This is a genomic window from Tessaracoccus luoxuelianae (assembly GCF_054483915.1).
In genome coordinates this window covers 2,928,010-2,950,701 of sequence record NZ_CM137013.1, presented here as the reverse complement: position 1 = coordinate 2,950,701, position 22,692 = coordinate 2,928,010, and the positions used below count along the sequence as shown (strand labels likewise).

Annotated in this window: 18 protein-coding genes; 13 read left to right on the top strand and 5 right to left on the bottom strand. The window is 69.9% G+C overall.

What is annotated here, in order from left to right; genetic code table 11:
• Window positions 1-85: 85 nt before the first annotated feature.
• The 9 genes from ACX1D1_RS13615 (at window position 86) to ACX1D1_RS13575 (ending at window position 9,430) form a co-directional block, all read left to right on the top strand.
• Complete coding sequence (locus ACX1D1_RS13615; protein ID WP_459054887.1) at window positions 86-688, top strand: 50S ribosomal protein L25/general stress protein Ctc; 603 nt, start codon at window positions 86-88, stop codon at window positions 686-688.
• Entirely contained in the window at window positions 685-1,269 is a 585-nt protein-coding gene (pth, locus tag ACX1D1_RS13610) for an aminoacyl-tRNA hydrolase (RefSeq protein WP_459054886.1), read from the top strand. The genes ACX1D1_RS13615 and pth overlap by 4 nt, the downstream gene beginning before the upstream one ends.
• Window positions 1,270-1,291: 22 nt before the next feature.
• The gene (mfd, locus tag ACX1D1_RS13605) at window positions 1,292-4,777 is read left to right on the top strand and encodes a transcription-repair coupling factor (protein ID WP_459054885.1); all 3,486 of its coding nucleotides are present in this window, start codon (window positions 1,292-1,294) and stop codon (window positions 4,775-4,777) included.
• 91 nt (window positions 4,778-4,868) lie between these two features.
• Window positions 4,869-5,372 carry a hypothetical protein gene (locus tag ACX1D1_RS13600; protein ID WP_459054884.1) on the top strand — a complete coding sequence of 168 codons (504 nt, stop codon included), beginning with the start codon at window positions 4,869-4,871 and terminating at the stop codon, window positions 5,370-5,372.
• 17 nt (window positions 5,373-5,389) lie between these two features.
• Window positions 5,390-5,998, top strand: coding sequence for a nucleoside triphosphate pyrophosphohydrolase (locus ACX1D1_RS13595; protein WP_459054883.1), 609 nt, complete (start codon window positions 5,390-5,392; stop codon window positions 5,996-5,998).
• A 76-nt stretch (window positions 5,999-6,074) separates the two neighbouring features.
• Window positions 6,075-7,355, top strand: coding sequence for a phosphopyruvate hydratase (gene eno / locus ACX1D1_RS13590; protein WP_459054882.1), 1,281 nt, complete (start codon window positions 6,075-6,077; stop codon window positions 7,353-7,355).
• 123 nt (window positions 7,356-7,478) lie between these two features.
• Window positions 7,479-8,009, top strand: a complete 531-nt coding sequence (locus tag ACX1D1_RS13585) for an FtsB family cell division protein (protein ID WP_459054881.1) — start codon at window positions 7,479-7,481, stop codon at window positions 8,007-8,009.
• A gap of 12 nt (window positions 8,010-8,021) precedes the next feature.
• Window positions 8,022-8,516 (top strand): DUF501 domain-containing protein, encoded by a 495-nt coding sequence (locus tag ACX1D1_RS13580; protein WP_459054880.1) that lies wholly within the window; start codon window positions 8,022-8,024, stop codon window positions 8,514-8,516.
• Window positions 8,513-9,430, top strand: a complete 918-nt coding sequence (locus ACX1D1_RS13575; RefSeq protein ID WP_459054879.1) for a Ppx/GppA phosphatase family protein — start codon at window positions 8,513-8,515, stop codon at window positions 9,428-9,430. Before ACX1D1_RS13580 ends, ACX1D1_RS13575 begins: the two co-directional genes overlap by 4 nt.
• On the opposite strand, the gene ACX1D1_RS13570 is transcribed toward ACX1D1_RS13575, so the two are convergent.
• The 3 genes from ACX1D1_RS13570 to ACX1D1_RS13560 form a co-directional block, all read right to left on the bottom strand.
• Window positions 9,427-10,920: a flotillin family protein gene (locus ACX1D1_RS13570; RefSeq protein ID WP_182781807.1), complete on the bottom strand. Its 1,494-nt coding sequence runs from the start codon at window positions 10,918-10,920 to the stop codon at window positions 9,427-9,429. The two genes, ACX1D1_RS13575 and ACX1D1_RS13570, sit on opposite strands and share 4 nt — an antisense overlap.
• Window positions 10,921-10,936: 16 nt before the next feature.
• Window positions 10,937-11,455: an NfeD family protein gene (locus ACX1D1_RS13565; RefSeq protein ID WP_182781808.1), complete on the bottom strand. Its 519-nt coding sequence runs from the start codon at window positions 11,453-11,455 to the stop codon at window positions 10,937-10,939.
• Between the two features lie 62 nt (window positions 11,456-11,517).
• The gene (locus tag ACX1D1_RS13560) at window positions 11,518-11,919 is read right to left on the bottom strand and encodes a hypothetical protein (RefSeq protein ID WP_459054878.1); all 402 of its coding nucleotides are present in this window, start codon (window positions 11,917-11,919) and stop codon (window positions 11,518-11,520) included.
• 25 nt (window positions 11,920-11,944) lie between these two features.
• On the opposite strand from ACX1D1_RS13560, the gene ACX1D1_RS13555 reads away from it, so the two are divergent.
• On the top strand, window positions 11,945-12,772 hold the full coding sequence (locus tag ACX1D1_RS13555; RefSeq protein ID WP_459054877.1) for an oxidoreductase: 828 nt from the start codon (window positions 11,945-11,947) through the stop codon (window positions 12,770-12,772).
• 129 nt (window positions 12,773-12,901) lie between these two features.
• Here the strand turns inward: ACX1D1_RS13555 and ACX1D1_RS13550 are convergent, their stop codons facing one another.
• Window positions 12,902-14,137 (bottom strand): integrase catalytic domain-containing protein, encoded by a 1,236-nt coding sequence (locus tag ACX1D1_RS13550; RefSeq protein ID WP_459054876.1) that lies wholly within the window; start codon window positions 14,135-14,137, stop codon window positions 12,902-12,904.
• A gap of 193 nt (window positions 14,138-14,330) precedes the next feature.
• Between ACX1D1_RS13550 and pulA the strand changes: the two genes are divergently transcribed.
• Window positions 14,331-20,048, top strand: coding sequence for a pullulanase-type alpha-1,6-glucosidase (pulA, locus tag ACX1D1_RS13545; RefSeq protein WP_459054875.1), 5,718 nt, complete (start codon window positions 14,331-14,333; stop codon window positions 20,046-20,048).
• 85 nt (window positions 20,049-20,133) lie between these two features.
• Entirely contained in the window at window positions 20,134-21,327 is a 1,194-nt protein-coding gene (locus ACX1D1_RS13540) for a 6-phosphofructokinase (protein ID WP_459054874.1), read from the top strand.
• Here the strand turns inward: ACX1D1_RS13540 and ACX1D1_RS13535 are convergent.
• The gene (locus ACX1D1_RS13535; protein WP_459054873.1) at window positions 21,284-21,616 is read right to left on the bottom strand and encodes a hypothetical protein; all 333 of its coding nucleotides are present in this window, start codon (window positions 21,614-21,616) and stop codon (window positions 21,284-21,286) included. The genes ACX1D1_RS13540 and ACX1D1_RS13535 overlap by 44 nt on opposite strands.
• Before the next feature lie 128 nt (window positions 21,617-21,744).
• Here ACX1D1_RS13535 and ACX1D1_RS13530 point away from each other — a divergent pair, with 128 nt between their 5' ends.
• Complete coding sequence (locus ACX1D1_RS13530; RefSeq protein WP_459054872.1) at window positions 21,745-22,101, top strand: hypothetical protein; 357 nt, start codon at window positions 21,745-21,747, stop codon at window positions 22,099-22,101.
• The last annotated feature ends 591 nt before the right edge of the window (window positions 22,102-22,692 follow it).

The following is a 22,692-nucleotide window of genomic DNA, read 5'->3' as shown; positions in this document are numbered from 1 at the left end:
GGACCCCCAGGGTCCGTGATCGACTAGCTCTTTTCCTCGCTCGGCGCCCGCACGCGCAGATATCCACAGCTTGAGGAGATTCACCATGGCAGATGTCAACCTGACCGCCACCACCCGCACCGAGTTCGGCAAGGGCGCCTCGCGCAGGCTCCGCCGCGCCGGATCCACCCCCGCCGTCCTCTACGGTCACGGCACCGATCCCGTGCACCTCGCGCTGCCGGCCCGGGAGACCTTCCTCGCGCTGCGTCAGCCCAACGTGCTGCTCCAGATCACGGTGGAGGGCGACAAGACGCCGTTCCTCGCGCTGCCCAAGCAGGTCCAGCGCCACGCCATCCTGCACTCCATCGATCACATCGATCTCGTGCTGATCAAGGCGGGCGAGAAGGTCACGGTCGACGTCCCGCTGACGTTCACCGGCGAGGCCGAGCGCGGCACCCTGGTCAACCACGAGCTCAACAACCTGAGCGTCCTGGCCCCGGCCGCCAGCATCCCCACCGAGTTCGTCGTCTCGATCGAGGGCCTCTCCTCCGGTTCGCACCTGACTGTCGGGGACATCCCGCTGCCTGAGGGCGTCGAGGCGGCCGTCGCGCTGGACGTCGTGGTGGTCAGCGTCGGCCAGGCGCCGGTGCAGGACCTCGGCGACGAGCCCGAGGCTGCTGCCGCTGAGGGCGCCGTCGCGGCCGAGTGACCGATTCCACCTACCTCGTGGTCGGGCTCGGCAACCCGGGCCCGACCTACGAGGCCACCCGGCACAACGTCGGGTTCTGGGCCGTAGCGGACCTCGCGGACCGCTACGGTTCCTCCTTTTCCTCCCACTCCCGGATGCGCGCCGAGCTGGCGACGCTGACCCTCCCGGGGCCGTCGCCCGTCAAGTTGGTGCTGGCCAGGCCCACCACGTACATGAACGACTCCGGGTCCGCGGTCAAGGCCGTCGCGGCGTTCCACAAGATCAAGCCCTCTCACGTGATCGCCATCCACGACGAGCTGGACCTGGAACCCGGCCGCCTGCGCGTCAAGATCGGCGGCGGGGACAACGGGCACAACGGGCTCAAATCCATCCGCGCCCACCTCGGCACGGGCGACTTCTACCGGGTGCGCGTCGGCATCGGCCGGGCGCCGGGCAGGCAGGACGCGGCCGCCTGGGTGCTGGCGAAGATGAAGCCGGCAGACCTCGAGGGCCTCCGGGTGGACGCGGCCGTCGCCGCCGACGCCGTGGAGCTACTGGTGCGCGAGGGCCTCGTCGCCACGCAGAACCGCTTCAACTCTTGAAACCCGGTGCAAGGATGATCGCGTGAAGTTCCCCGGATTACTGACCGCACTCGAGCGCGACCACGCCCTTGCGGCCACCCTCGCGGACTCGCGCCGCTCGGGTGTCACCGCGCTCGACGTCACGGCAGTGACGCCTTTCTTCCCGCTGCTGACCGCCGCCATCGCTGAGGAGTCCGGCCAGACGGTGCTGATGATCACCTCCACCTACCGCGAGGCCGAGCAGGTGACCACAGAGCTGGGCGGGTTGCTCGGCGAGGACGCGGTGGCCTACTACCCCGCCTGGGAGACCCTGCCCCACGAGCGGCTGTCGCCCAGAGCGGACACGGTCGGGCGCCGCCTCGCCGTGCTCCGCCGCCTCGCCGGCAAGGGCGAGCAGCCCCCGCCGAAGGTGGTCGTCGCCCCCATCCGATCCATCCTCCAACCCCAGGTCAAGGGGCTGGCGGACATGGCGCCGGTGCGGATCGTCGTCGGGGAGGAGTACCCCCTCTCGACCTTGCTGGCGGACCTTGCGGGCGCCGCCTACAGCCGCGTTGATCTGGTGGAGCGCCGCGGAGAGTTCGCCGTCCGCGGCGGCATCGTGGACATCTTCCCGCCCACCGCCGAGCATCCCGTCCGGGTGGACTTCTTCGGCGACGACGTGGACGACATCCGCTCCTTCACCGTCGCGGACCAGCGCTCGACCGGCGAGACGGCATCGTCGGTGATCGCGCCGCCCTGCCGCGAGCTCCTCCTCACGACGGCGGTGCGGGCCCGCGCCAAGCGGCTGGCCGCCGAACACCCCGAGCTCGGGGACATGCTGGGGCGCATCGCGGAGGGCCAGGCCGTCGAGGGCATGGAGGCGCTCACACCGGTGCTCGTGGACGGCCTCGAGCTGCTCGTCGACGTGCTGCCGAAGGGCTCGCTGATCCTCGCCAGCTCGCCCGAACTGATCCGGGCGCGCGCCGCGGAGCTCGTCCAGACCAGCCAGGAGTTCCTGGAGGCCAGTTGGGCGGCCGCGGCCGGCGGCGGGAAGTCTCCCGTGGACCTGGGTGCCTCCGCCTACTGGGGCCTCTCCGACGTGCGGCAGCACGCGTTGGCGATCGGGCACCGCTGGTGGTCCCTGTCTCCGTTCGCCGCCGACGACGAGCCGCACGCCTTCGACGCCGACTCGGTGCACTCCCGCACCATCAAGGTGACCACCACGGAGTCCTTCCACGGAGACACCGAGGTGGCCACCCGCCACATCTCGGCCAAGCTCGCCGACGGCTGGGGCGTGATCCTCTGCGTCGAGGGTCGCGGGTTGGCGGCCCGCATGATCGAGGTGCTGGATGAGGCCGGAATCCCCGCCTCACTCGACGACCTCGAGAAGCCGCCCACCCCTGCCCGCGTCGCCGTGGTGACGTCGTCGCTGCGCCAGGGCTGGCGCGCCGACGAGGCGAAGCTCGAGGTGATCACCGCCGCCGAGCTGACGGGCCAGACGGTCACCGACCGGACGGAACGCAAGCTCCCCGCCCGACGCAAGGCCGCGATCGCTCCACTGGAGCTGAAGTCCGGGGATCCCGTCGTGCACGAGCAGCACGGCGTGGGCCGGTTCGTCGAACTCGTGCAGCGCACCGTCCAGGGCGCGGTCCGCGACTACCTCGTCGTCGAGTACGCGCCCAGCAAGCGAGGGCATCCCGGGGACCGGCTCTACGTGCCGATGGACCAGCTGGACCAGCTCAGCCGCTACGTCGGCTCCGAGGCGCCCGCACTGGACAAGATGGGCGGTGGGGACTGGACCAAGCGCAAGGCCAAGGCGCGCTCGGCCGTACGCGAGATCTCCGCCGAGCTGATCAAGCTGTACGCGGCCCGGCAGGCCACCAAGGGCTATGCGTTCGGGCCGGACAACGTGTGGCAGCGGGAGCTGGAGGACGCCTTCAGTTTCGTCGAGACCCCGGATCAGCTCGCCGCCATCACCGAGGTGAAGTCGGACATGGAGAAGCTGATCCCCATGGACCGGCTGATCTGCGGCGACGTGGGATACGGCAAGACGGAGATCGCCGTCCGGGCCGCCTTCAAGGCAGTTCAGGACGGCAAGCAGGTGGCGGTGCTGGTGCCCACCACCCTCCTGGTCACGCAGCACTACCAGACCTTCGCCTCGCGCTTCGCAGGCTTCCCGGTGCACCTGGCGCAACTCTCCCGCTTCCAGAGCGACTCCGAGTCCAAGAAGGTGATCGACGGCCTGGCCACGGGCCGGGTTGACGTGGTGATCGGCACCCACCGTCTGTTCAGCAAGGAGATCCAGTTCAAGGACCTCGGCCTGGTGATCATCGACGAGGAGCAGCGGTTCGGCGTCGAACACAAGGAGCGGCTCAAGGCCATGCGGGTCAACGTGGACGTGCTGTCGATGTCCGCCACCCCCATCCCGCGCACCCTGGAGATCGCCATCACCGGCATCCGGGAGATGAGCGTCATCGCCACCCCGCCCGAGGAGCGGCACCCGGTGCTGACCTTCGCCGGGCCTCACGACGACGCGCAGGTGAAGGCCGCCATCCGTCGCGAGCTGGCGCGCGAGGGCCAGGTGTTCTTCGTGCACAACCGGGTGGGCACCATCGAGAAGACGGCCGCCCACCTCCGCGAACTCATCCCCGAGGCGCGGGTGGTCACCGCCCACGGCCAGATGAGCGAGAGCCGCCTCGAACAGGTGATGCTGGACTTCTGGGAGCGCCGGGCTGATGTGCTCGTCTCCACCACCATCATCGAAGCGGGCCTCAACATCCAGAGCGCCAACACCCTCATCATCGACCGCGCTGACACCCTGGGCCTGTCCCAGCTGCACCAGCTTCGCGGGCGTGTGGGCCGCTCCCGGGAGCGTGGCTACGCCTATTTCCTCTACCCGCAGGACAAGCCGCTCACCGAGGCCTCCCATGAGCGCCTCGCCACGATGGCCGCCAACACGGACCTCGGCTCCGGGATGGCCATCGCCATGCGTGACCTCGAGCTGCGCGGCGCAGGTAACCTGCTCGGCGAGGACCAGTCCGGGCACATCGAGGGCGTCGGCTTCGACATGTACCTGCGCATGGTGGGCGAGGCCGTGGCCAGCTATCGCGGCGACGACACCGAGACCGAGCCCCAGATGCGCGTGGAGCTGCCCATCGACGCGCACCTCCCGGAGGACTACATCTCCTCGGAGCGGTTGCGGCTGGAGATGTACAAGGAGATCGCCGAGATCCGCACGGAGGCCAACCTGGAGGCGGTGCGCGCCGAGATGACGGATCGCTACGGCCAGCCGCCGGCCCCCGTCGAGGCCTTGCTCGGCGTGGCACGCCTTCGAATGCTGGCCCGGGCGCACGGCATCCAGGAGATCGTGCCCCAAGGCAAGGTGGTGCGGTTCTCACCGGTCCACCTGCCCGAATCACGGCAGATCAGGCTGCAGCGCCTCTATCCGGGCGCCTCGCTCAAGCCGGCCCAGGATCAGCTGCTGGTCCCGAAACCGGAGGGCGACCACCTGACGTGGGCCACCACGCTGCTGGGCCAGCTGTTCGGCTGAGCCGACGGCGGCCTCGGGCTCGCCGAGGGCGATGCGCTAGGCTGACCGCGGTGCCCTGGGGCACGGTCGAAGGTTCGGTGAAAGGTCACACATGTTGCTGAAGCGCGTTGTCCCGCTGGTCGCCGCCGCGGCCCTGTTCGCCGGCTGCAGCCCCATGCCGAGCACGGCCGTTCAGGTGGGGGACACGCGCATCTCCGAGGCCCAGGTGGACGGCGTCGTCGCCAGTTGTGAGTCCGTCGGCATCGGCCCGGATCAGGTTGATCGCCGCACGCTGGTGATGTCTGAGATCCTGGGCGCCGTCGCGGTGGAGATCGCGGCAGAGCTCGATCAGACCGTCACCGACGAAGAGGCGCTCGCCGTGCTGCGCGAGACCGCCGGCGAGAGCCCCGCGCTGAACGACCCGGAGTGCGCGAGGATCGCGGCGGCGGGCTCGAAGCTGCAGATCCTGGTCGCCAAGCTGGGCGAGGACGCGGACATCGCAGTACTCCAGCAGATGTTCGAAGACGTGGACGTGGACCTCAACCCGCGCTACGGCCAGTGGGACCCGGCGGGCGAGGGCGTCACCGGCACCGGCTCGATGTCGGTCCCCTCCTGATCGGAGCCTCGCACCACATGACCTCTGAGCTCGAGCGGCTCCGCCAGGTGATGGCCGAGCTGCGGCTCAAATGCCCCTGGGACGCCGAGCAGACGCACCGATCGCTCCTCAACCACCTCATCGAGGAGGCCTGCGAGGTGGTGGACGCCGTCGAGACCGGAAACGACGTCGAGCTCCAGGAAGAACTGGGTGACCTCCTGCTTCAGGTCTACTTCCATGCGCGCATCGCCGAGGACGAGGGTCGCTTCACCCTCGATGACGTGGCCGCCGGCATCGCGGACAAGCTGATCCGCAGGCATCCGCACGTGTTCGCCGACGAGGCCGTGCCCCAGGACATGTGGCAGAGCTGGGAGGAGCGCAAGCGCGCTGAGAAGGGGCGATCCTCCGCGCTGGAGGGCATCGCCGAATCGCTCAGTGTGCTCGGCCGCGCTCACAAGGTGATCTCACGCAGCCGCTCCCATGGGGTCCCCGTCGAGTTGCCGGACGAGCCGTTGGACGCGCAGAGCGTGGGCCGCGGGATCCTGGATCTCGTGGCCCGGGCGCAGGCGCACGGGATCGACGCCGATGCGGCTGCCAGGGAGGCGCTGCGCGAGCTCGAGAACCGCGTCCGGAGCGCGGAAAGTTAAACCGTCCCGCCACTGCTTCCCACCCTGTGGAAGCTAGGCTGGGCCACGAAAGAGAACCACTCTTGAAAGGGAGCACATGGCATCCATCGAATTCATCCAGGCCCGCGAAATCCTCGATTCCCGAGGCAACCCGACCATCGAGGTCGAGGTCGAGCTTGATTCGGGAGCGAGCGGCCGCGCCGCCGTCCCGTCGGGTGCCTCCACAGGCGCCTTTGAGGCCGTTGAGCTCCGCGACGGCGACAAGGGTCGCTTCGGCGGCAAGGGCGTCCTCACCGCCGTCCAGAACGTCACCGAGGTGATCGGCGAGGAGATCCTCGGCATCGACGCCTCCGAGCAGCGGCTGGTGGACATGGCCATGCTGGAGCTCGACGGCACGGACAACAAGGCCAAGCTCGGCGCCAACGCCATCCTCGGCGTGTCCCTGGCCGTCGCCCACGCCGCGGCCGAAGAGGCCGGCCTGCCGCTGTACAAGTACGTCGGCGGCCCCAACGCCCACATCCTGCCCGTCCCCATGATGAACATCCTCAACGGTGGGTCGCACGCCGATTCCAACGTGGACATCCAGGAGTTCATGATCGCTCCCATCGGCGCCGAGAGCTTCGCTCAGGCCGTCGAGATGGGCGCCGGCGTCTACCACGCGCTGAAGTCCGTCCTCAAGGAGAAGGGCCTCAACACCGGCCTCGGCGACGAGGGCGGCTTCGCCCCCAACCTCGAGTCCAACCGTGCGGCCCTGGACCTGATCCTCGAGGCCATCAAGAAGGCCGGCTACGAGCCCGGCGTCGACGTGGCTCTCGCCCTGGACGTGGCCGCCTCCGAGTTCTTCGAGGACGGTGGCTACACCTTCGAGGGCGCCACCAAGACGGCCGAGGAGATGGTCGACTACTACGCCGAGCTCGTCGACGCCTACCCGCTGGTCTCCATCGAGGATCCGCTCAACGAGGAGGACTGGGACGGCTGGAAGGCCATGACCGATCGCCTCGGCGACAAGGTCCAGATCGTCGGTGACGACCTCTTCGTCACCAACGTCACCCGCATCCAGCGGGGCATCGACACCGCCACCGCCAACGCGCTGCTGGTGAAGGTGAACCAGATCGGATCGCTCACCGAGACCATCGACGCCGTGGACCTCGCCCACCGCAACGGCTACCGCACCATGATGTCGCACCGCTCCGGCGAGACCGAGGACGTCACCATCGCGGACCTCGCCGTCGCCCTGGGCTGCGGCCAGATCAAGTCCGGCGCCCCCGCCCGGACGGACCGAGTGGCCAAGTACAACCAGCTGCTGCGCATCGAGGACGACCTGGACGAGGCGGCCGTCTACGCCGGTCGTTCGGCCTTCCCGCGTTTCAAGGGCTGAGTTGAGGGCCTGATCCGGCACACTGGATCAGTGCCTCAGACTCCTCGGAACAACAAACCGACCACCAGTGGTCCGGGTCGCGGAACTCCGCGGGCCCGGACCACTGCGCGTCCGGGGGAGCGCGTGCAGCGCCCGCGCGTGGAGCCGCTGCCCGACACCGAGGCCAAGGCCGCCCTCGATCCGAAGCCGGGTCCGCTGCCGCGCGCGCAACGGGCGCTGTCAGCCACCTGGCGCCTCGCCATCCTCCTCGTCGTGGTCGCAGGGGTGGGGTTGGTGCTGGCCCACTCGCTGCGGGTGTACTTCGCGCAGTCCCAGGAGATCGCCGCCGTCCGGGCGGACATCGCGGTCAAGCAGGAGCAGATCGCGGAACTCGAGGACAAGCTCAACCGCTGGAACGACCCGGAGTACGTGCGCGCCGTCGCTCGGGTGCGGCTCGGCTGGGTGATGCCCGGCGAGGTGGGCTACCGGGTGATCGGCGCGGACGGGCAGCCGCTCGACGGTGCCAGCATCGAGGCCCCAGACCCCGCGAACACCGGGTTGTGGTGGGAGCGGATGTGGGGCTCGGTGGCCCTCGCGGACCAGCCCGTCGAGGAGAGCGCGCCCAAGGCGGACCCGGACCGCACCGTCGCGCCCAGCCCAGAGCCCGAGAGCTAGGAGACGTTGTCGATGATCGAGCCCACAGAGGCGGACCTCGCCGCGGTCGAAGCACAGCTCGGCCGCGAGCCACGCGGGGTCGCGGGGGTGGCGTGGCGCTGCCCGTGCGGTAAGCCCGGAGTGGTCAAGACCCACCCGCGCCTGCCCACCGGGACGCCGTTTCCCACCACCTACTACCTCACCTGCCAGCGCGCCGTCGCCGGATGCTCAACCCTCGAGGCCTCAGGCCTGATGGCGGAGATGACGCAGCGCCTCGCGGAGGACGATAATCTGGCGGCCCGATACCGGGCCGCCCACGAGGCCTACCTCGCAGACCGCGCTGAGCTGGGGCACGTCGAGGAGATCGACGGCGTCTCGGCCGGGGGGATGCCCACCCGGGTCAAGTGTCTGCACGTGCTGGTCGGGCACGCCCTCGCCGCCGGCCCGGGCGTCAATCCCCTCGGCGACGAGGCGCTCGCGCTGCTGGGCGAGTTCTGGACCACCCCGTGCCTCGAGGAGGACGCATGACCACCGTCGCTGCCATCGACTGCGGCACCAACTCGATCCGCTTGCTGATCCTCCGGAAGGACGCCGACGGCGTGGTCGTTGAGCTGGCGCGCGAGGTGCGGCTCGCGCGCCTGGGGCAGGGCGTCGACGCCACCGGCGAGTTCCACCCGGATGCGCTCGCCCGGGCGAACGTCATCTTTGAGGAGTACGCGGGCATCATGGAGCGCCACCAGGTGGGCGAGGTGCGCTTCGTGGCCACCTCGGCCGCGCGCGACGTCAGCAACAGGGCGGAGTTCGAGCGCAATGTCCGCGATCGGCTGGGCGTCGAGGTGGATGTGATCTCGGGCGACGAGGAGGCGCTGCTGTCCACGACGGGCGTCCTCAGCGGGGTCGAGGCCTCCACACCGGCGCTCGTCTTCGACATCGGAGGCGGCTCGACGGAGCTGATCGTCGTGCACGACGGGCCGACCATCGCCTCCGCGGTCAGCCTGGACGTCGGCTCTGTGAGGGTCAACGAGCGGCTCATGCCCTCGGACCCCGCCACCCCCGATGAGGTGGCCGCGGCCCGCCGCCACGTGGGCAGCCTGCTCGACGGTGCGGGAGTGGACTTCGATTCCTTGGCCTCCGCGATCGGTGTCGCGGGGACCGTCACCAGCGTGGCCGCATCCGTCCTGGGGCTTCAGCAGTACTCCCGGCAGGCGGTGCACGAGACGCTGCTCAGCCGCGCGGACATCGAGCGCACCGTGGAGCGGTGGCTGGCCCAGACCGCGGCCGAGACCGCGGCCGAGCCGTGCATGCACCCCCTCCGGGCGGCCGTGCTCGGCGCCGGTGGCCTGATCCTCGACGAGATCTCGCGCCGGGTGCCCGGGGGAGCGGTGCTGGTCAGCGAGACCGACATCCTCGACGGCATCGCGCTGGGCCTGCTCGGCGGCTAGCCCTCCACTGGCTGGGCGCTCTGCTCCTTCTGCGTGAAGCCCTCCAGCACGGTGGTGAGGTCGTAGCCCGTGGTGTCCTTCACCAGTTGCAGGGTCTGCAGCATGTTGCTGGCCACCGCCTTGGGCAGCGCGGAGGCACCCTCGGTGGAGACCACGGTGAGGGTCTCGATGTTGGCCATCGGGGCCGCGACCCTCTCCGCGATCTCAGGCAGCACCTCGATCAGCATTTGAAGGACCGCCGCGTCGTTGTAGTGCGCGAACGCTTCGGCCCGCTTGTCCATGGCCTCGGCCTCGGCCTGGCCGACGGCGAGCACCGCAGCGGCCTGCGCCTCGCCCTCGGCGCGCACGGCGTCCGCCTCGGCGACGCGCCGGGCCTTCTCGGCCTCGCCGCGTCGGGCGCCCTCGATGGCCTCGGCCTCGGCCAGCGCCGAGCGACGGGACTTCTCGCCCACGCCGCTGAGCCGTGCCTTCTCCGCCTCGGCCTCCGCGTTGGCGATGGAGGCCGCCTTGCGGGCGTCGGCCTCGAAGATCGCGGCGTTGCGCTGAGCCTCCGCGGCGGTCTCGATCCGGTACCGCTCGGCGTCCGCAGGGCGGCGGACCTCGGTGTCGAGTTGGCGCTCCTTCAGTGCGGCCTGGGCCACGGCCACCTTCTCCTGTTCCATCAGGATGGACTGGTCCCGGTCCGCCTGGGCGAGCGGGCCGGCTGCGGCTGCCTGGGCGCGTGCCGCGTCGGTCTCGGCCTGGATCTCGGCCTGCTTGAGCACCAGCGCACGGTTGGCGATGGCGATCTCCTGCTCGGCGGCGATCTGCGCCTGCTCGGCCTCGCGCCGGGCCTCCGCCTCCGCGACCGCGGCCATCCGTCCCAGCTTCGCGGACTCGGGGCGCCCCAGGTCCGACAGGTAGGTGCCGTCGTCGGTGATGTCCTGGATCTGGAAGGTGTCCAGCACCAGCCCCTGGCCGGTCAGCGAGGACTCGGACTCGTCCGTGACGCGCTGCGCGAAGGCCGCACGGTCGCGGATGATCTGCTCCACGGTCAGCGAGCCGACGATGGAGCGCAGCGAGCCCGCGAGCGTCTCCTGGGTGAACGTCTCGATCTCGTCCTGCTGGGAGAGGAAGCGCTGGGCTGAGGCGCGGATGGAGTCCTCATTGCCGCCCACCTTGACGATGGCCACACCGTCGACGTTGAGCTTGATCCCCTGCCCGGACACGGCGTTGCGGATGGTCACCATGATCCGTCGCGACGACAGGTCCAGCACGTGGAGGCGTTGGATGAACGGGACGACGAAGACGCCGCCGCCCATCACCACCTTCTGGCCACTGAGGTCCGTGGAGACCAGGCCGGTCTCAGGGTTGCGCACCTCCTTGCCCTTGCGGCCGGTGATGATGAAGGCCTCGTTGGGTTTGGCCACCTTGTAGCGGCTCGCGATGAGCAGCCCCACGAGGAGGAGCAGGGCGATGAGCCCCGCGATGGCGGTCAACACTGGTGGCATGGGACGGGCCTTTCGGTCAGGGTTCCAGTTCTGGGGTGGGGGCCGTGGGCGTGACCTCGACGGCGGTGGGGGACACGATGCCGGAGATCCACACGTCGGTGCCCGCGTCGACGGGGTGCTCGGAGCGGGCGCTGAACTTGCGGACGTGTCCGCTCGCCGTGAGGTGGACCTCACCGAAGCCCCCCTCGGGGATGGGGGTGATGACGCGCGCCGTGGCGCCGATCATCGAGTCCGACCGGAAGGTCGCGGTGTCCTCACCGGAGCGCAGGGCTCGCGTGAGCCAGACCGCACCCCAGGCGGCGGTGGAGCCGATGCCGGCTCCCACGACGACGGCCAGCAGCGTGTTGGGCACCAGGGCCAGCGAGAGTGCGCCGCCGAACCCGAAGGCGCCGACGAACGCGGCGATGCTGGAGATGGAGAACAGATCGCTGTCCAAGGCGTCGAGGCCGAGCGCTCCGTCGAGCACATCACCGAGGATCAGGGTCACCAGCACAAGCGCGATGCCCACAGCGCCGATGATCAAGAACGTAGTCAACGGCAGCTCCCTCCGATGGGTGGACACCCCCAGCCTAGCGGCAGCCCGATGCAGCCCTCCGGCTAGGCGAGCATGCGGGTGCCGTTGGGGGTGACTTCGTAGCGGTAGCCCAGGGGGCTGGACCAGTGGAGCTGGCTTGGTCTGGGTTGGTCGGCGCGCCAGTTGCGGGCGGTTTTCGCGCGGTGGGCCCTGCGGCTGAGTGGGGCCAGGTTCCCGCTCCGGGTTTGGCCGAGACAGCCGGGCGTGAAGGGTTGGGTGTGATCCAGATCCAGCCCGTTGGCTCGGCGCTTGGAGTAGGGGAACATTTCGTGGTCCATGCTCAGCAGCAGGGCCTTCTTCAGTCCGGCCGATGGGGCGTAGTGGTCTTCGGCGGGGATCTCGGGCAGATCGATTACCGGCTGCACGGTGACGTCGAGGCCGGTGAGGAGTTCGGCCAGGAGTCTGTGGGAGGACCAGCAGATCACCGGATGGGAACGGGTCGTCCGGCAGGTGCACGAGGTCGGCTCCCGGATCGGCATCCAGCTCGGGCACGCGGGCCGCAAGGGGTCCGTCTTCGCGCCCTTCCACGACCAGCGGGGCACGGTGCCCCTCGACGACGGGGGTTGGGGGACCGTCGGCCCGACCGACAGGGCGTTCGGTCGGTATGCCGCACCGCGGGGGCTACGGACCGACGAGCTCGACGCGATCGTGCGTGCTTTCGCCCAGGCGGCGCGTCGTGCTGTTGCTGCGGGTTTCGATCTGGTGGAGGTCCACGGCGCGCACGGCTACCTCCTGGCCCAGTTCCTCAGCCCCCTCGTCAACGACCGGACGGACGGGTACGGCGGGACGGACCGGGCACGGTCGCGCCTGCTGGAGGAGGTGGTGGCGGCGGTGCGTGATGCGCTTCCCGACCGCATACCCCTGCTCGTGCGGTTGTCCGCCACCGACTGGTCGCCGGACGCCGCGGGTGGTGTCGAGGGTGACCTCGAGCGGACCATCGTCGTCGCCCGGCGACTGGCGGAGCTGGGGGTGGACCTGGTCGACGTCTCCACCGGTGGCAACGAGGCGCAGGCGCGGATCCCGGTCAGGCCGGGCTACCAGACGCGGTTCGCGGCGGCCCTGCGCCGTGAGCTTTCCGTCCCGGTGAGCACGGTCGGCATGATCACCGACGCGCGGCAGGCGGAGCACGTGCTGGCCACCGGTCAGGCCGACGCGGTGATGCTCGCCCGGGCGGCCCTGGCCGACCCCCGCTGGTGGCACCGTGCGGCGCACACGCTCGGCCACGAGCTCCCCTGGGTGCCGCAGTACGGGCGGATCGTCGACGGCGCCGTCTTCTGAGAGCAAGAGGACCAGCCGTGAGCGATGGTCACGGTTGTGCAAAATCTTGCAGTCTGGTGCGTAGTTCCTCATGTCAAGGTAGCCGCGAAATGATTCCTGGTTCCTCACATGGTTTAGCCGCGAAATGGGTCAGGCGGTGCGTGGGGTCTTGATCGCTGTGGTGGCGCTGGGGAGGGTCAGCTTGGCGGTGTAGAGGGCGCCGGTTTTGTCTTTGGCGGCGGCGATCAGGAGCCCTTGGATGCGGGTGATGTCGCGGGTGAGTTCGGCCAGGTTCAGCTGCTCGCGGCGGGCCAGCAGGTCGGCTTGCTGGGCTGGGGACAGGATCTGGGCGGCGAGGAGCCGGTCCAGGGGTGGACTGGGGCGGTCGTAGATGCGTTTACGGTGTCCGGCCTTGTCGGCGCCCCAGCCGACGGGTTTCTTGGTGGAGATGAAGTAGTTACCGCGGTCAGCCACGAGGGGCCACAGCTGGTTGAGGAGCGCGAGTTCGGTGGGGGTGTCGTAGCGGTAGTAGAACCCTCGCCGGCGCACGATGTGGTTGTTCTTGGCTTCGATGGTGGCTTGGTCGTTCTTCCGGTAGGGCCGTGATCGGGTGAAGAAGATGTCGCGGTGGCCGGCCCAGTTGATGACGTCGTGGTTGATGAACTCGGAGCCGTTGTCGCAGTCGAGGCCTTGGATCGGGAATGGGAACAGGTCGATGGCCTGGTCGAGGGCCTCAAGCATCCAGCGGCGGGCGTTGTTGCGGATCGCGATCACCTGGGTCCAGCCGGTGACCACGTCGGTCAACGACACGGAGCGGGCGAACTCGCCCTTCAGGGTGGGGCCGCAGTGGGCGACGGTGTCGACCTCGAGGAACCCGGGCTCGGCTTCGGCCTCGTCGCCGGCCTTGCGGATCTGGATCGAGGTCCGCAGCAGCGGACCCGGCCGGGTGGTGGTGAACCCGCGTAGCCCGTGGGTGGCCTTGAACCCGGCCAGATAGCGGTCGATCGTGGCCCCGGACATCGCCTCCAGTTCGGCACGCACCCCCGGGCTGTAACCGCCCCGCCCCGGGACGAGCTCACTGTTGGCCTCCAGGTTCGACAGGAGCCTGGTCATGTCCGCGGCCAGGTAGGGGCCGCACTCACAGCCGGAGAGCACCCACACCCGCTCCAGTACCCTGGCGGCATCGGTGGAGTACTTCCTCGGCTTCGCGCGGCGGCGGTCGATCCTGGCCACGTTCGAGGGCCGGGTGCCGGTGGCGGTCAACAGGTGCCGGGCCCGGTCCCGCGACAGCCCGGTCACGAGGCAGAACTCGTCGAGCATCGCACCCTTGACCTTCTTCGTCGCCGCCACATACGCCCGGGCGTACTTGCGTGTCACTTCGATCACGGCAGTCCTCGATAGATCCGATCCCATCGCTCCAGCGTGAACCGCCCTCACGTTCGCGGCTGCAGTTGTGTGAGGAACGATCACCCTTTCGCGGCTGACTTCTCTGATGATCGTCGTGGTGTTGTCGGGCCGACAACGAGCGTCTACAGTTCCGGCATACCCCTGACTGTCCTCGATCAACCCAGGAGTCGCAATGCCGCGTCCCGTCCTCGCCGGTGTCCTCACCGGTGCACTGCTGCTGAGCGCCGCAGCAGCCGCTCCGGTCAGCCTCGGCGTGGCCACAGCGTCCCCCGCCTCGGCGGCGGAGGCCCGCACCGTCACCCTCGTCGGTGACCTGCAGTCCGAGCTGGGCTGCCCCGGGGACTGGCAGCCGGCGTGCGAGGACACGGGGCTCGATCTCGTGGAGGGGAGCGGGACCGTCTACTCCGACACCTTCGAGGTGCCTGCCGGGACGTACGAGTTCAAGGTAGCGCTCGACGGGGCCTGGGACGAGGCCTACCCGAAGGACAACCTGCCCCTGGTCCTCGAGGGTCCCGCCACCCTGACCTTCACCTTCGACGACGAGTCCGACAGGGTCGGTGTGGCGCCCGCGACGCTCGAGGGTCCGGCGACGGAGGCCGACGCCGCGCTGGCGCAGGACAGCCTCCGCGAGCACGTCACCGAGGAGCAGTTCTACTTCGTGATGGCCGACCGGTTCGCCAACGGCGACCCGGACAACGACACGGCGGGGATCGAGGGCGACCGGCTGGACCACGGCTTCGACCCCACCGACAAGGGGTTCTACCACGGTGGCGACCTCGCGGGGGTCATGGACAAGCTAGACTACATCCAGGGCCTGGGCACCACCGCGATCTGGCTGACTCCCAGCTTCAAGAACCGACCGGTGCAGGGGACCGGCGAGAGCGCCAGCGCCGGCTACCACGGCTACTGGATCACCGACTTCACCCAGATCGACCCGCACCTGGGGACGAACGAGGAGATGAAGGCGCTCATCGACGAGGCGCACTCCCGTGGGATGAAGGTCTACTTCGACATCATCACCAACCACACGGCCGACGTCATCAGCTACGCGGAGGGCGAGTACGACTACGTCTCCAAGGAGGCCGCTCCCTACGTGGACGCCGGCGGTGACGTGTTCGACGACAAGACCTACGCCGGCACGGACGAGTTCCCGGAGATCGACCTCAGCTCCTTCCCCTACACCCCCGTCGTCGACGAGGCCGACATGACCGTCAAGGTCCCGGAGTGGCTCAACGACCCGAGGCTCTACCACAACCGGGGTGACTCGACCTTCGCCGGCGAGTCCAGCGAGTACGGCGACTTCGTGGGCCTGGACGATCTGTGGACCGAGCGCCACGAGGTCGTCGACGGCATGATCGACATCTATGCCGAGTGGGCCCGCTTCGGGATCGACGGCTTCCGGATCGACACCGTCAAGCACGTCAACCTCGAGTTCTGGCAGCAGTTCAGCCCCGCGGTCCTCGACGCCGCGCGCGAGAGCAACGAGGACTTCTTCATGTTCGGCGAGGTGTACGACAGCAACCCCGCCTACCTGTCGACCTTCACCACCGCCGGCCAGCTGCAGAGCGTCATCGACTTCGGCTTCCAGTCGCGCTCGATCGACTTCGCCAAGGGCGCCCCGACCACCGTGCTCCGGGACTTCTACGCCCAGGACGACTACTACACCGACACCAACTCCAACGCCTACATGCTGCCGACCTTCACCGGCAACCACGACATGGGCCGGGCCGCGTCGATGCTCGACGACGACTACTCCGGTGCAGACCTGCAGAATCGCGTCGAGCTCACCAACGAGCTGATGTTCCTCACGCGCGGCCAGCCCGTCGTCTACTACGGCGACGAGCAGGGCTTCATCGGCGCGGGCGGTGACAAGGACGCCCGTCAGGACATGTTCGCCACGCAGGTCGACTCCTACATGACCGAGCCGCTGATCGCCGCTGAGTCCGGGTCGCGCGACCGCTACGACACCACGCACCCCCTCTACCGCCAGATCGCGACGCTGTCCGACCTGCGCGAGCAGCACCCCGCCCTGGTCGACGGCGCCCAGATCCACCGCTACGCCAGCGCCGACGCCGGCGTCTACGCCTTCTCGCGCGTCGATGCCGACGAGCTCGTCGAGTACGTCGTGGTGGCCAACAACTCCACCAAGGCCACAAGGGTCACCGTCCCCACCTGGTCGGAGAAGGCGCAGTTCACCGCGGTCTACGGCGACACGGCCAAGATCAAGACCGGCACCGACGCCCGCCTCGCCGTCGAGGTGGCCCCGCTGTCAGTGGAGGTCTACCGTGCCGGCAAGCCGCTGACGCCCCGCCAGGAGGCGCCCGCCGTCTACCTCGACTCCCCGTCCGCGGGTGGCGTCGTCGGTGGGCGCGCGGAGATCGGCGCCTCCGTCCCCGAGCACACCTATGCCCAGGTGACCTTCGCCTACCGCCCGGTGGGCGTGGACGCGTGGACCGTCCTCGGGACCGACGACAACGCCCCCTACCGCGTCTTCCACGACGTCTCCGGTATGCCGCACGGCACCCTGCTGGAGTACCGCGCCGTCCTCGAGGACCACTCGGGCAACGTCTCCGCATCGTCGTCCTACGGGACCGTCGGCGAGCCGGCCAGCACTGGCGGGGGTGGCGGCGGCAGCGACCCCGTCGGCCCTGTCGAGCAGCCTGGTGCCGTGTCGGTGCCGGGGAGCCACAACTCCGAGATGGGATGTCTCCCAGTGCTCGGTACGGATGGCGACTGGGAGCCGGGATGCGAAAAGGCCCAGCTCTCGCTCGGCGCCGAGGGCGTCTGGAAGGGCACCTTCGACATCCCCGCTGGGGACTACGCGTACAAGGCTGCGATCGACAACAGCTGGACCGAGAACTACGGCGCCGGCGGGGCCCCCGGTGGGGCGGACATCCCCTACACCGCCCCCGGCGGACCGGTGAGCTTCTACTACGACCACGCCCGCCACTACGTCACCTCCGACGCCGAGGGCGACATCATCACGGCCCCCGGCTCGATGCAGAGCGAGCTCGGCTGCACCGGTGACTGGGCACCAGACTGCCTGCAGCCCTGGCTCATCGACCCGGACGGCGACGGGACCTACACCTGGTCCAGCACCCAGGTCCCGGCCGGCAACTACGCGTTCAAGGTCGCGCACGGGCTCAGCTGGGACGAGAGCTACGGGCTGGACGGGGGAGCTGCCAACGTGCCCTTCTCCGTCCCGCGCGACGGGATCGTCACGACCATCAGCTACGTGCTGGCGACGCACGAGATCTCCGTCACCACCAGCGAGGCGGGTGTCGCGCCCGACCTCAGCACCTCCCGTGCCTACTGGCTCGCGCCCGACCTGCTCGCCTGGCCGGCGGACGGCGTGGACTCGCCGGAGCTGACCGACTGGCGCCTGCACTGGTCCGCCGACGGCGGGCTGACCGTGGACGCCGAGGACGTCACGGGTGGCTCGTCCGCCCCGCTGACCTACGACCCCGCCGGACTCCCGGCCTCGGTGGTCGAGGACTTTCCGCACCTGAAGGGCTACCTCGCGCTGCGGCTGGACAAGAAGACGGCCAAGCAGGCCGGCGAGATCCTCAAGGGCCAGGTCGCCGTGGCGATGTACGACGACCTGGGCCGTCTCCGCGACGCCACCGGCGTCCAGACCCCTGGCGTGCTCGACGCGCTCTACGCGCAGAAGGCGACGCAGACGGCATACGGGATCACCTGGAAGGGCACGAACCCGACGCTCACCCTCTGGGCGCCCACCGCGAAGGACGTCGACCTCCTCCTCTGGGCCAAGGGCAGTGACAAGGCCCCCCAGCGGGTGGAGATGACGCGCGCCGGCGACGGTTCCTGGACCGCCAGGGGCAAGAGCTCCTGGACCGGTATGGAGTACCGCTACGAGGTGGACGTCTACGTGCCCTCCACGGGCACGGTCGAGACCAACCAGGTCACCGACCCGTGGTCGGTGGCGCTGACGCTCAACTCCGAGCGCTCCGTCGTCGTGGACCTGCGCGACCGTCGTTGGCAGCCCGAGGTGTGGCGGACCGCCGCTGCGCCCGTGCTCGAGGACGAGGTCGACCAGAGCATCTACGAGCTGCACGTGCGCGACTTCTCGATGGCCGACCCGGACGTCCCCGAGGAGCTGCGCGGCTCCTACCTGGCGTTCGCCGAGGACGGCTACGGCCGTCGCCACCTCGAGGACCTCGCCGAGGCCGGGATGAACACCGTCCACCTGCTGCCGACCTTCGACATCGCCTCGATCGAGGAGGACCCGGCCCAGCAGAAGACTCCTGACTGCGAGCTCGAGTCGTACGCCCCCGACAGCGAGGAGCAGCAGGAGTGCGTCAAGGCCGTCTCGGGCGACGACGCCTTCAACTGGGGCTACGACCCGTGGCACTTCATGGCCCCCGAGGGGTCCTACGCCTCGACCGCGGAGGCCGCCCACGGCGGTGAGCGGGTCAAGGAGTTCCGCACCATGGTCGGCGGGCTCCACGACTCCGGCCTGCGGGTCGTGCTGGACAAGGTGTTCAACCACACCGCCCAGGCGGGCCAGGGCGAGAAGTCGGTGCTCGACAAGGTCGTGCCCGGCTACTACCACCGCCTCAACGCCACCGGGGCAGTCGAGACCTCGACCTGCTGCCAGAACGTCGCCACCGAGCACGCCATGGCGCAGAAGCTCATGGTCGACGCGGTCGTGCTGTGGGCCAAGGACTACAAGGTCGACGGCTTCCGCTTCGACCTGATGGGCCACCACTCCCGGGAGAACATGGAGGCCGTGCGCACCGCGCTCGACGGTCTCACCGTGAAGAAGCACGGCGTGGACGGCCGTGCGGTCACGCTCTACGGCGAGGGCTGGAACTTCGGCGAGGTCGCCAACAACGCGCGGTTCTACCAGGCCACCCAGGGTCAGCTGGACGGGACCTCGATCGCGACCTTCAACGACCGTCTGCGCGACGGTGTGCGCGGCGGTGGTCCGTTCGACGAGGACCCGACCACGGACAGGGGGTTCGGCTCCGGGGGCAGCAGCGCCAACGACACCGACCTGGTCCAGATCGGCCTGGCGGGCAACCTCCGGGACTTCGAGCTGCGCAGCCAGGAGACCGGCCAGCTCGTGCCCGGCACGGGGATCGACTACAACGGCTCACCGGCCGCCTACGCCGAGGACCCCGACGAGGTCGTCAACTACGCGGACGCCCACGACAACGAGACGCTCTTCGACTCGCTGACGTTCAAGCTCCCGCAGGACACCTCCATGGAGGACCGCGTCCGGATGAACGCCCTGTCCATGGCCACCGTCACGCTGAGCCAGAGCATCTCGTTCTGGCACGCCGGCTCGGACCTGCTCCGCAGCAAGAGCCTGGACCGCAACTCCTACGACAGCGGCGACTGGTTCAACCTGCTCGACTTCACCAAGCAGGACAACGGCTTCGGCCGGGGCCTGCCGCCCGCCGCCGACAACTCGGACAAGTGGGACCTGATGCGTCCCCTCCTGGCCGACGCGTCGCTCAAGCCGGCCCCCGCCGACATCGAGCAGGCCAGCGCGATGTCGCAGGACCTGCTGCGGCTCCGTTACTCCACCGAGCTGTTCCGGCTCGGCGACGCGGACCTCATCGAGCAGAAGGTCTCCTTCCCGGTGTCCGGCACGGACGAGGGCGACCCCCAGGTCATCGTGATGCGCATCGACGACACCGCCGGCACGGACGTCGACCCCGCCCTCGACGGGCTGGTCGTCGTCTTCAACGCCTCCGACGAGGCGGTCGAGCAGCGGGTACCCGGTCTGGAGGACCTGGTCCTGGAGCTCTCCCCGGTGCAGGCCGACGGCGCCGACGACGTCGTCAAGGACGCCGGCTGGGACGCCTCGAGCGCCACGGCCCGCGTCCCGGCCCGCACGGTCGCGGTGTTCGTGCAGCCCTGAGGAGGGTGCCCGCCCGGGGTGTCGGTGGGGTGCGCGAGGATGGACCTGACCGGTCACGGCATACCGTGATGGAAAGGTGCTGACCATGCGTCCCGCAGACTCCCCGACCCCTCCCGGGGCCTCCCCGGGTCCGACCGAGCCGCCGGTGCGGATCGGGGTGCTCACCTCCGGGGGCGACTCCCCGGGGATGAACGCCGCCGTGCGCGCAGTGGTGCGCACCACCCTGCGCATGGGTGGGGAGCCGTATGCCGTGCTCGAGGGCTGGCGCGGCGCCGTCGCCGGCGGGGACGGGATCCGAGCGGTGGGCTGGAGCGACGTCAGCTCCATCCTGCAGCGCGGCGGGACCGTCCTCGGCACGGCCCGCTGCCCGGAGTTCGTGCAGCGGGACGGACGCCGTCGGGCCGCCCGCAACCTGGTGCAGCACGGCATCGACCGGCTGGTCGTGATCGGCGGCGACGGGTCGTTGCGCGGCGCGGAGGAGCTGCGGACCGAGTGGCCCGAGCTGCTCGACGAGCTCGTCGCCGCCGGCGAGCTCGACCCCGCGACCCGGGACGCCCATCCCCGGCTGATCGTCGCCGGGCTCGTCGGCTCCATCGACAACGACATGGCCGGCACCGACATGACGATCGGCGCGGACACGGCGCTGCACCGCATCATCGTCGCCCTCGACGCGATCGGGTCGACGGCGGCCAGCCACCAGCGCACCTTCATCGTGGAGGTGATGGGCCGGCACTGCGGCTACCTCGCGCTGATGGCCGGGATCGCCGGAGGTGCGGACGCCGTCCTCCTGCCCGAGGGGCCACCGGCGCAGGGCTGGCAGGCAGGGCTGGTCGAGTCGCTCGAACGGGCCCGCTCGACGGGCCAGCGCGACGCGCTCGTCATCGTCGCCGAGGGGGCCACGGACCTCGAGGGCAACCGCATCACCAGCGCCGACGTCGAGGCGGCGATCGGCGAGCGGCTGGGGGAGCGCGCGCGGGTGACCATCCTGGGACACGTGCAGCGCGGTGGGCGTCCCTCCGCCTACGACCGGTGGATGCCCACGCTGCTCGGGCACGCGGCGGCCCGACAGCTCCTCGAGGTCGGCCCCGACGGGTCGTCCCACGTGGTGGGGGTGCGGCACAACACCGCGACCGCCAGCTCGCTGCCGGCGTCGGTGGCCGCCACCAACACCGTGCGCGACGCGCTCGCTGCCCGCGACTACGCCACCGCCAGCGCTGCCCGCGGGTCCTCCTTCGTCACCCTCGCCCTCCGGCGCGGTCGATGCGGGCGGTTCCGGTGAGCTCGCCGAGGGCGTCGGTGTGGAGGTGGACCGCCAGCTCCAGCTTCGGGCGAAGCTTGGCAAGGGGGGTGGTGATGGTGCCGCACAGCGCGCCGAGGCAGTGCGGGTCATGCCGCTGCCCACCCTCAGAAACCGCAGGATCGGCAAGTGCGGCGCCGGCAGCCGCGGTGCTCTGGGCACTGGGGGTGGTGGCCGGGGCGGCGTCGAGGGCGGCGGCGAGGCTCTCCAGGAGCGCGGGCTGCGCCGCTTGCTGCAGCAGGGCCAGGGCGTAGGCGGGGTTGGCGAGCACTCCGAGAGGATCGTCTTCGACTCCTCAGGCTGCTCGACAGCCAGCAGGTCGGCGATCCGGTCGACGGCGGCATCGAGGTAGCGGGCGTCGAGCACGTCGAGGCGGCCGGTGAGGTTCATCACCCCGTCGTGCAGCCCCCACAGGTGCACCCCGCGGGAGGTGCGCTGCCGGCGTTCGCGTTCCGCGGCGCGGGCCTGGTCCGCCTCGATGATCATCTTCTTCAACAGGGTGAACGCGGCGGTCCAACCCAACCCGTCCTGCCTGCCCAGCCACCGGTCGGTGACGGCGTCGGCCGCCTCGGCGGGCAGCTCGCGGCACAGGTCGGCGGCCTTGCAGGCCCGCCCGGCCTCGACGCGGCCCTCCTGCGTCGCCGCGTACAGCCGGGGGTGGCGGTGCTTCAGGTTCAGGGTGTCGGCGAGTTTGGAGGCGGCCACAATGGGTGGGCAGCGCAGCAACCCGGCCAGTTCCAATCCGATGAACTCTGAGACCGCGGGGGTTCCGATGCCCCCGACCACGACCTTGCGCTCAGCGAGCACCTCCACCACCTGGTCGTAGTCCACCGCGTAGTGTTCTGCGAGGTCGCACAGGAGGGTGAGGGTCTGGGCTTCAGCGAAGCGGCGCAGCTCGTCGGCGGAGCGCAACTGCTCCGCGACCTCGCGCGCCTTGTCCTTCATGGAGTCCACGCTACGGCCGACCACTGACACTTTTCGCTCCCAGGAGCGGGGCCCGGCAAAGATTCTTTCAAGAGTTTCTGGACGTCGCTTGGGGGGTGCGGCGCCGGCGACGGGGCCTCGACGTGGCGGGTGAGTTGGCTTGTCAGCTTGCGTTTTTAGGCTTCGAGGCCGCTTCGCGGCACCTCAGCGAACAGCGGTCTGATGGTGACGAGAGGGTGGAGGACGGCAGGGCGGCACTGCGCAGCGGTGCCCAACCCGACGATCACCCGACCGGCATCCCGCTCGAGCAGACCCGACCCCAACGCCGCCCTGCCGGCCCGCACCCGGGACCTGGCAACGCCACAGGAGGACGAGTGCGGGGTGACGGGAGTCGATGCCCGGGCGGCCTCACCACCCGACCAC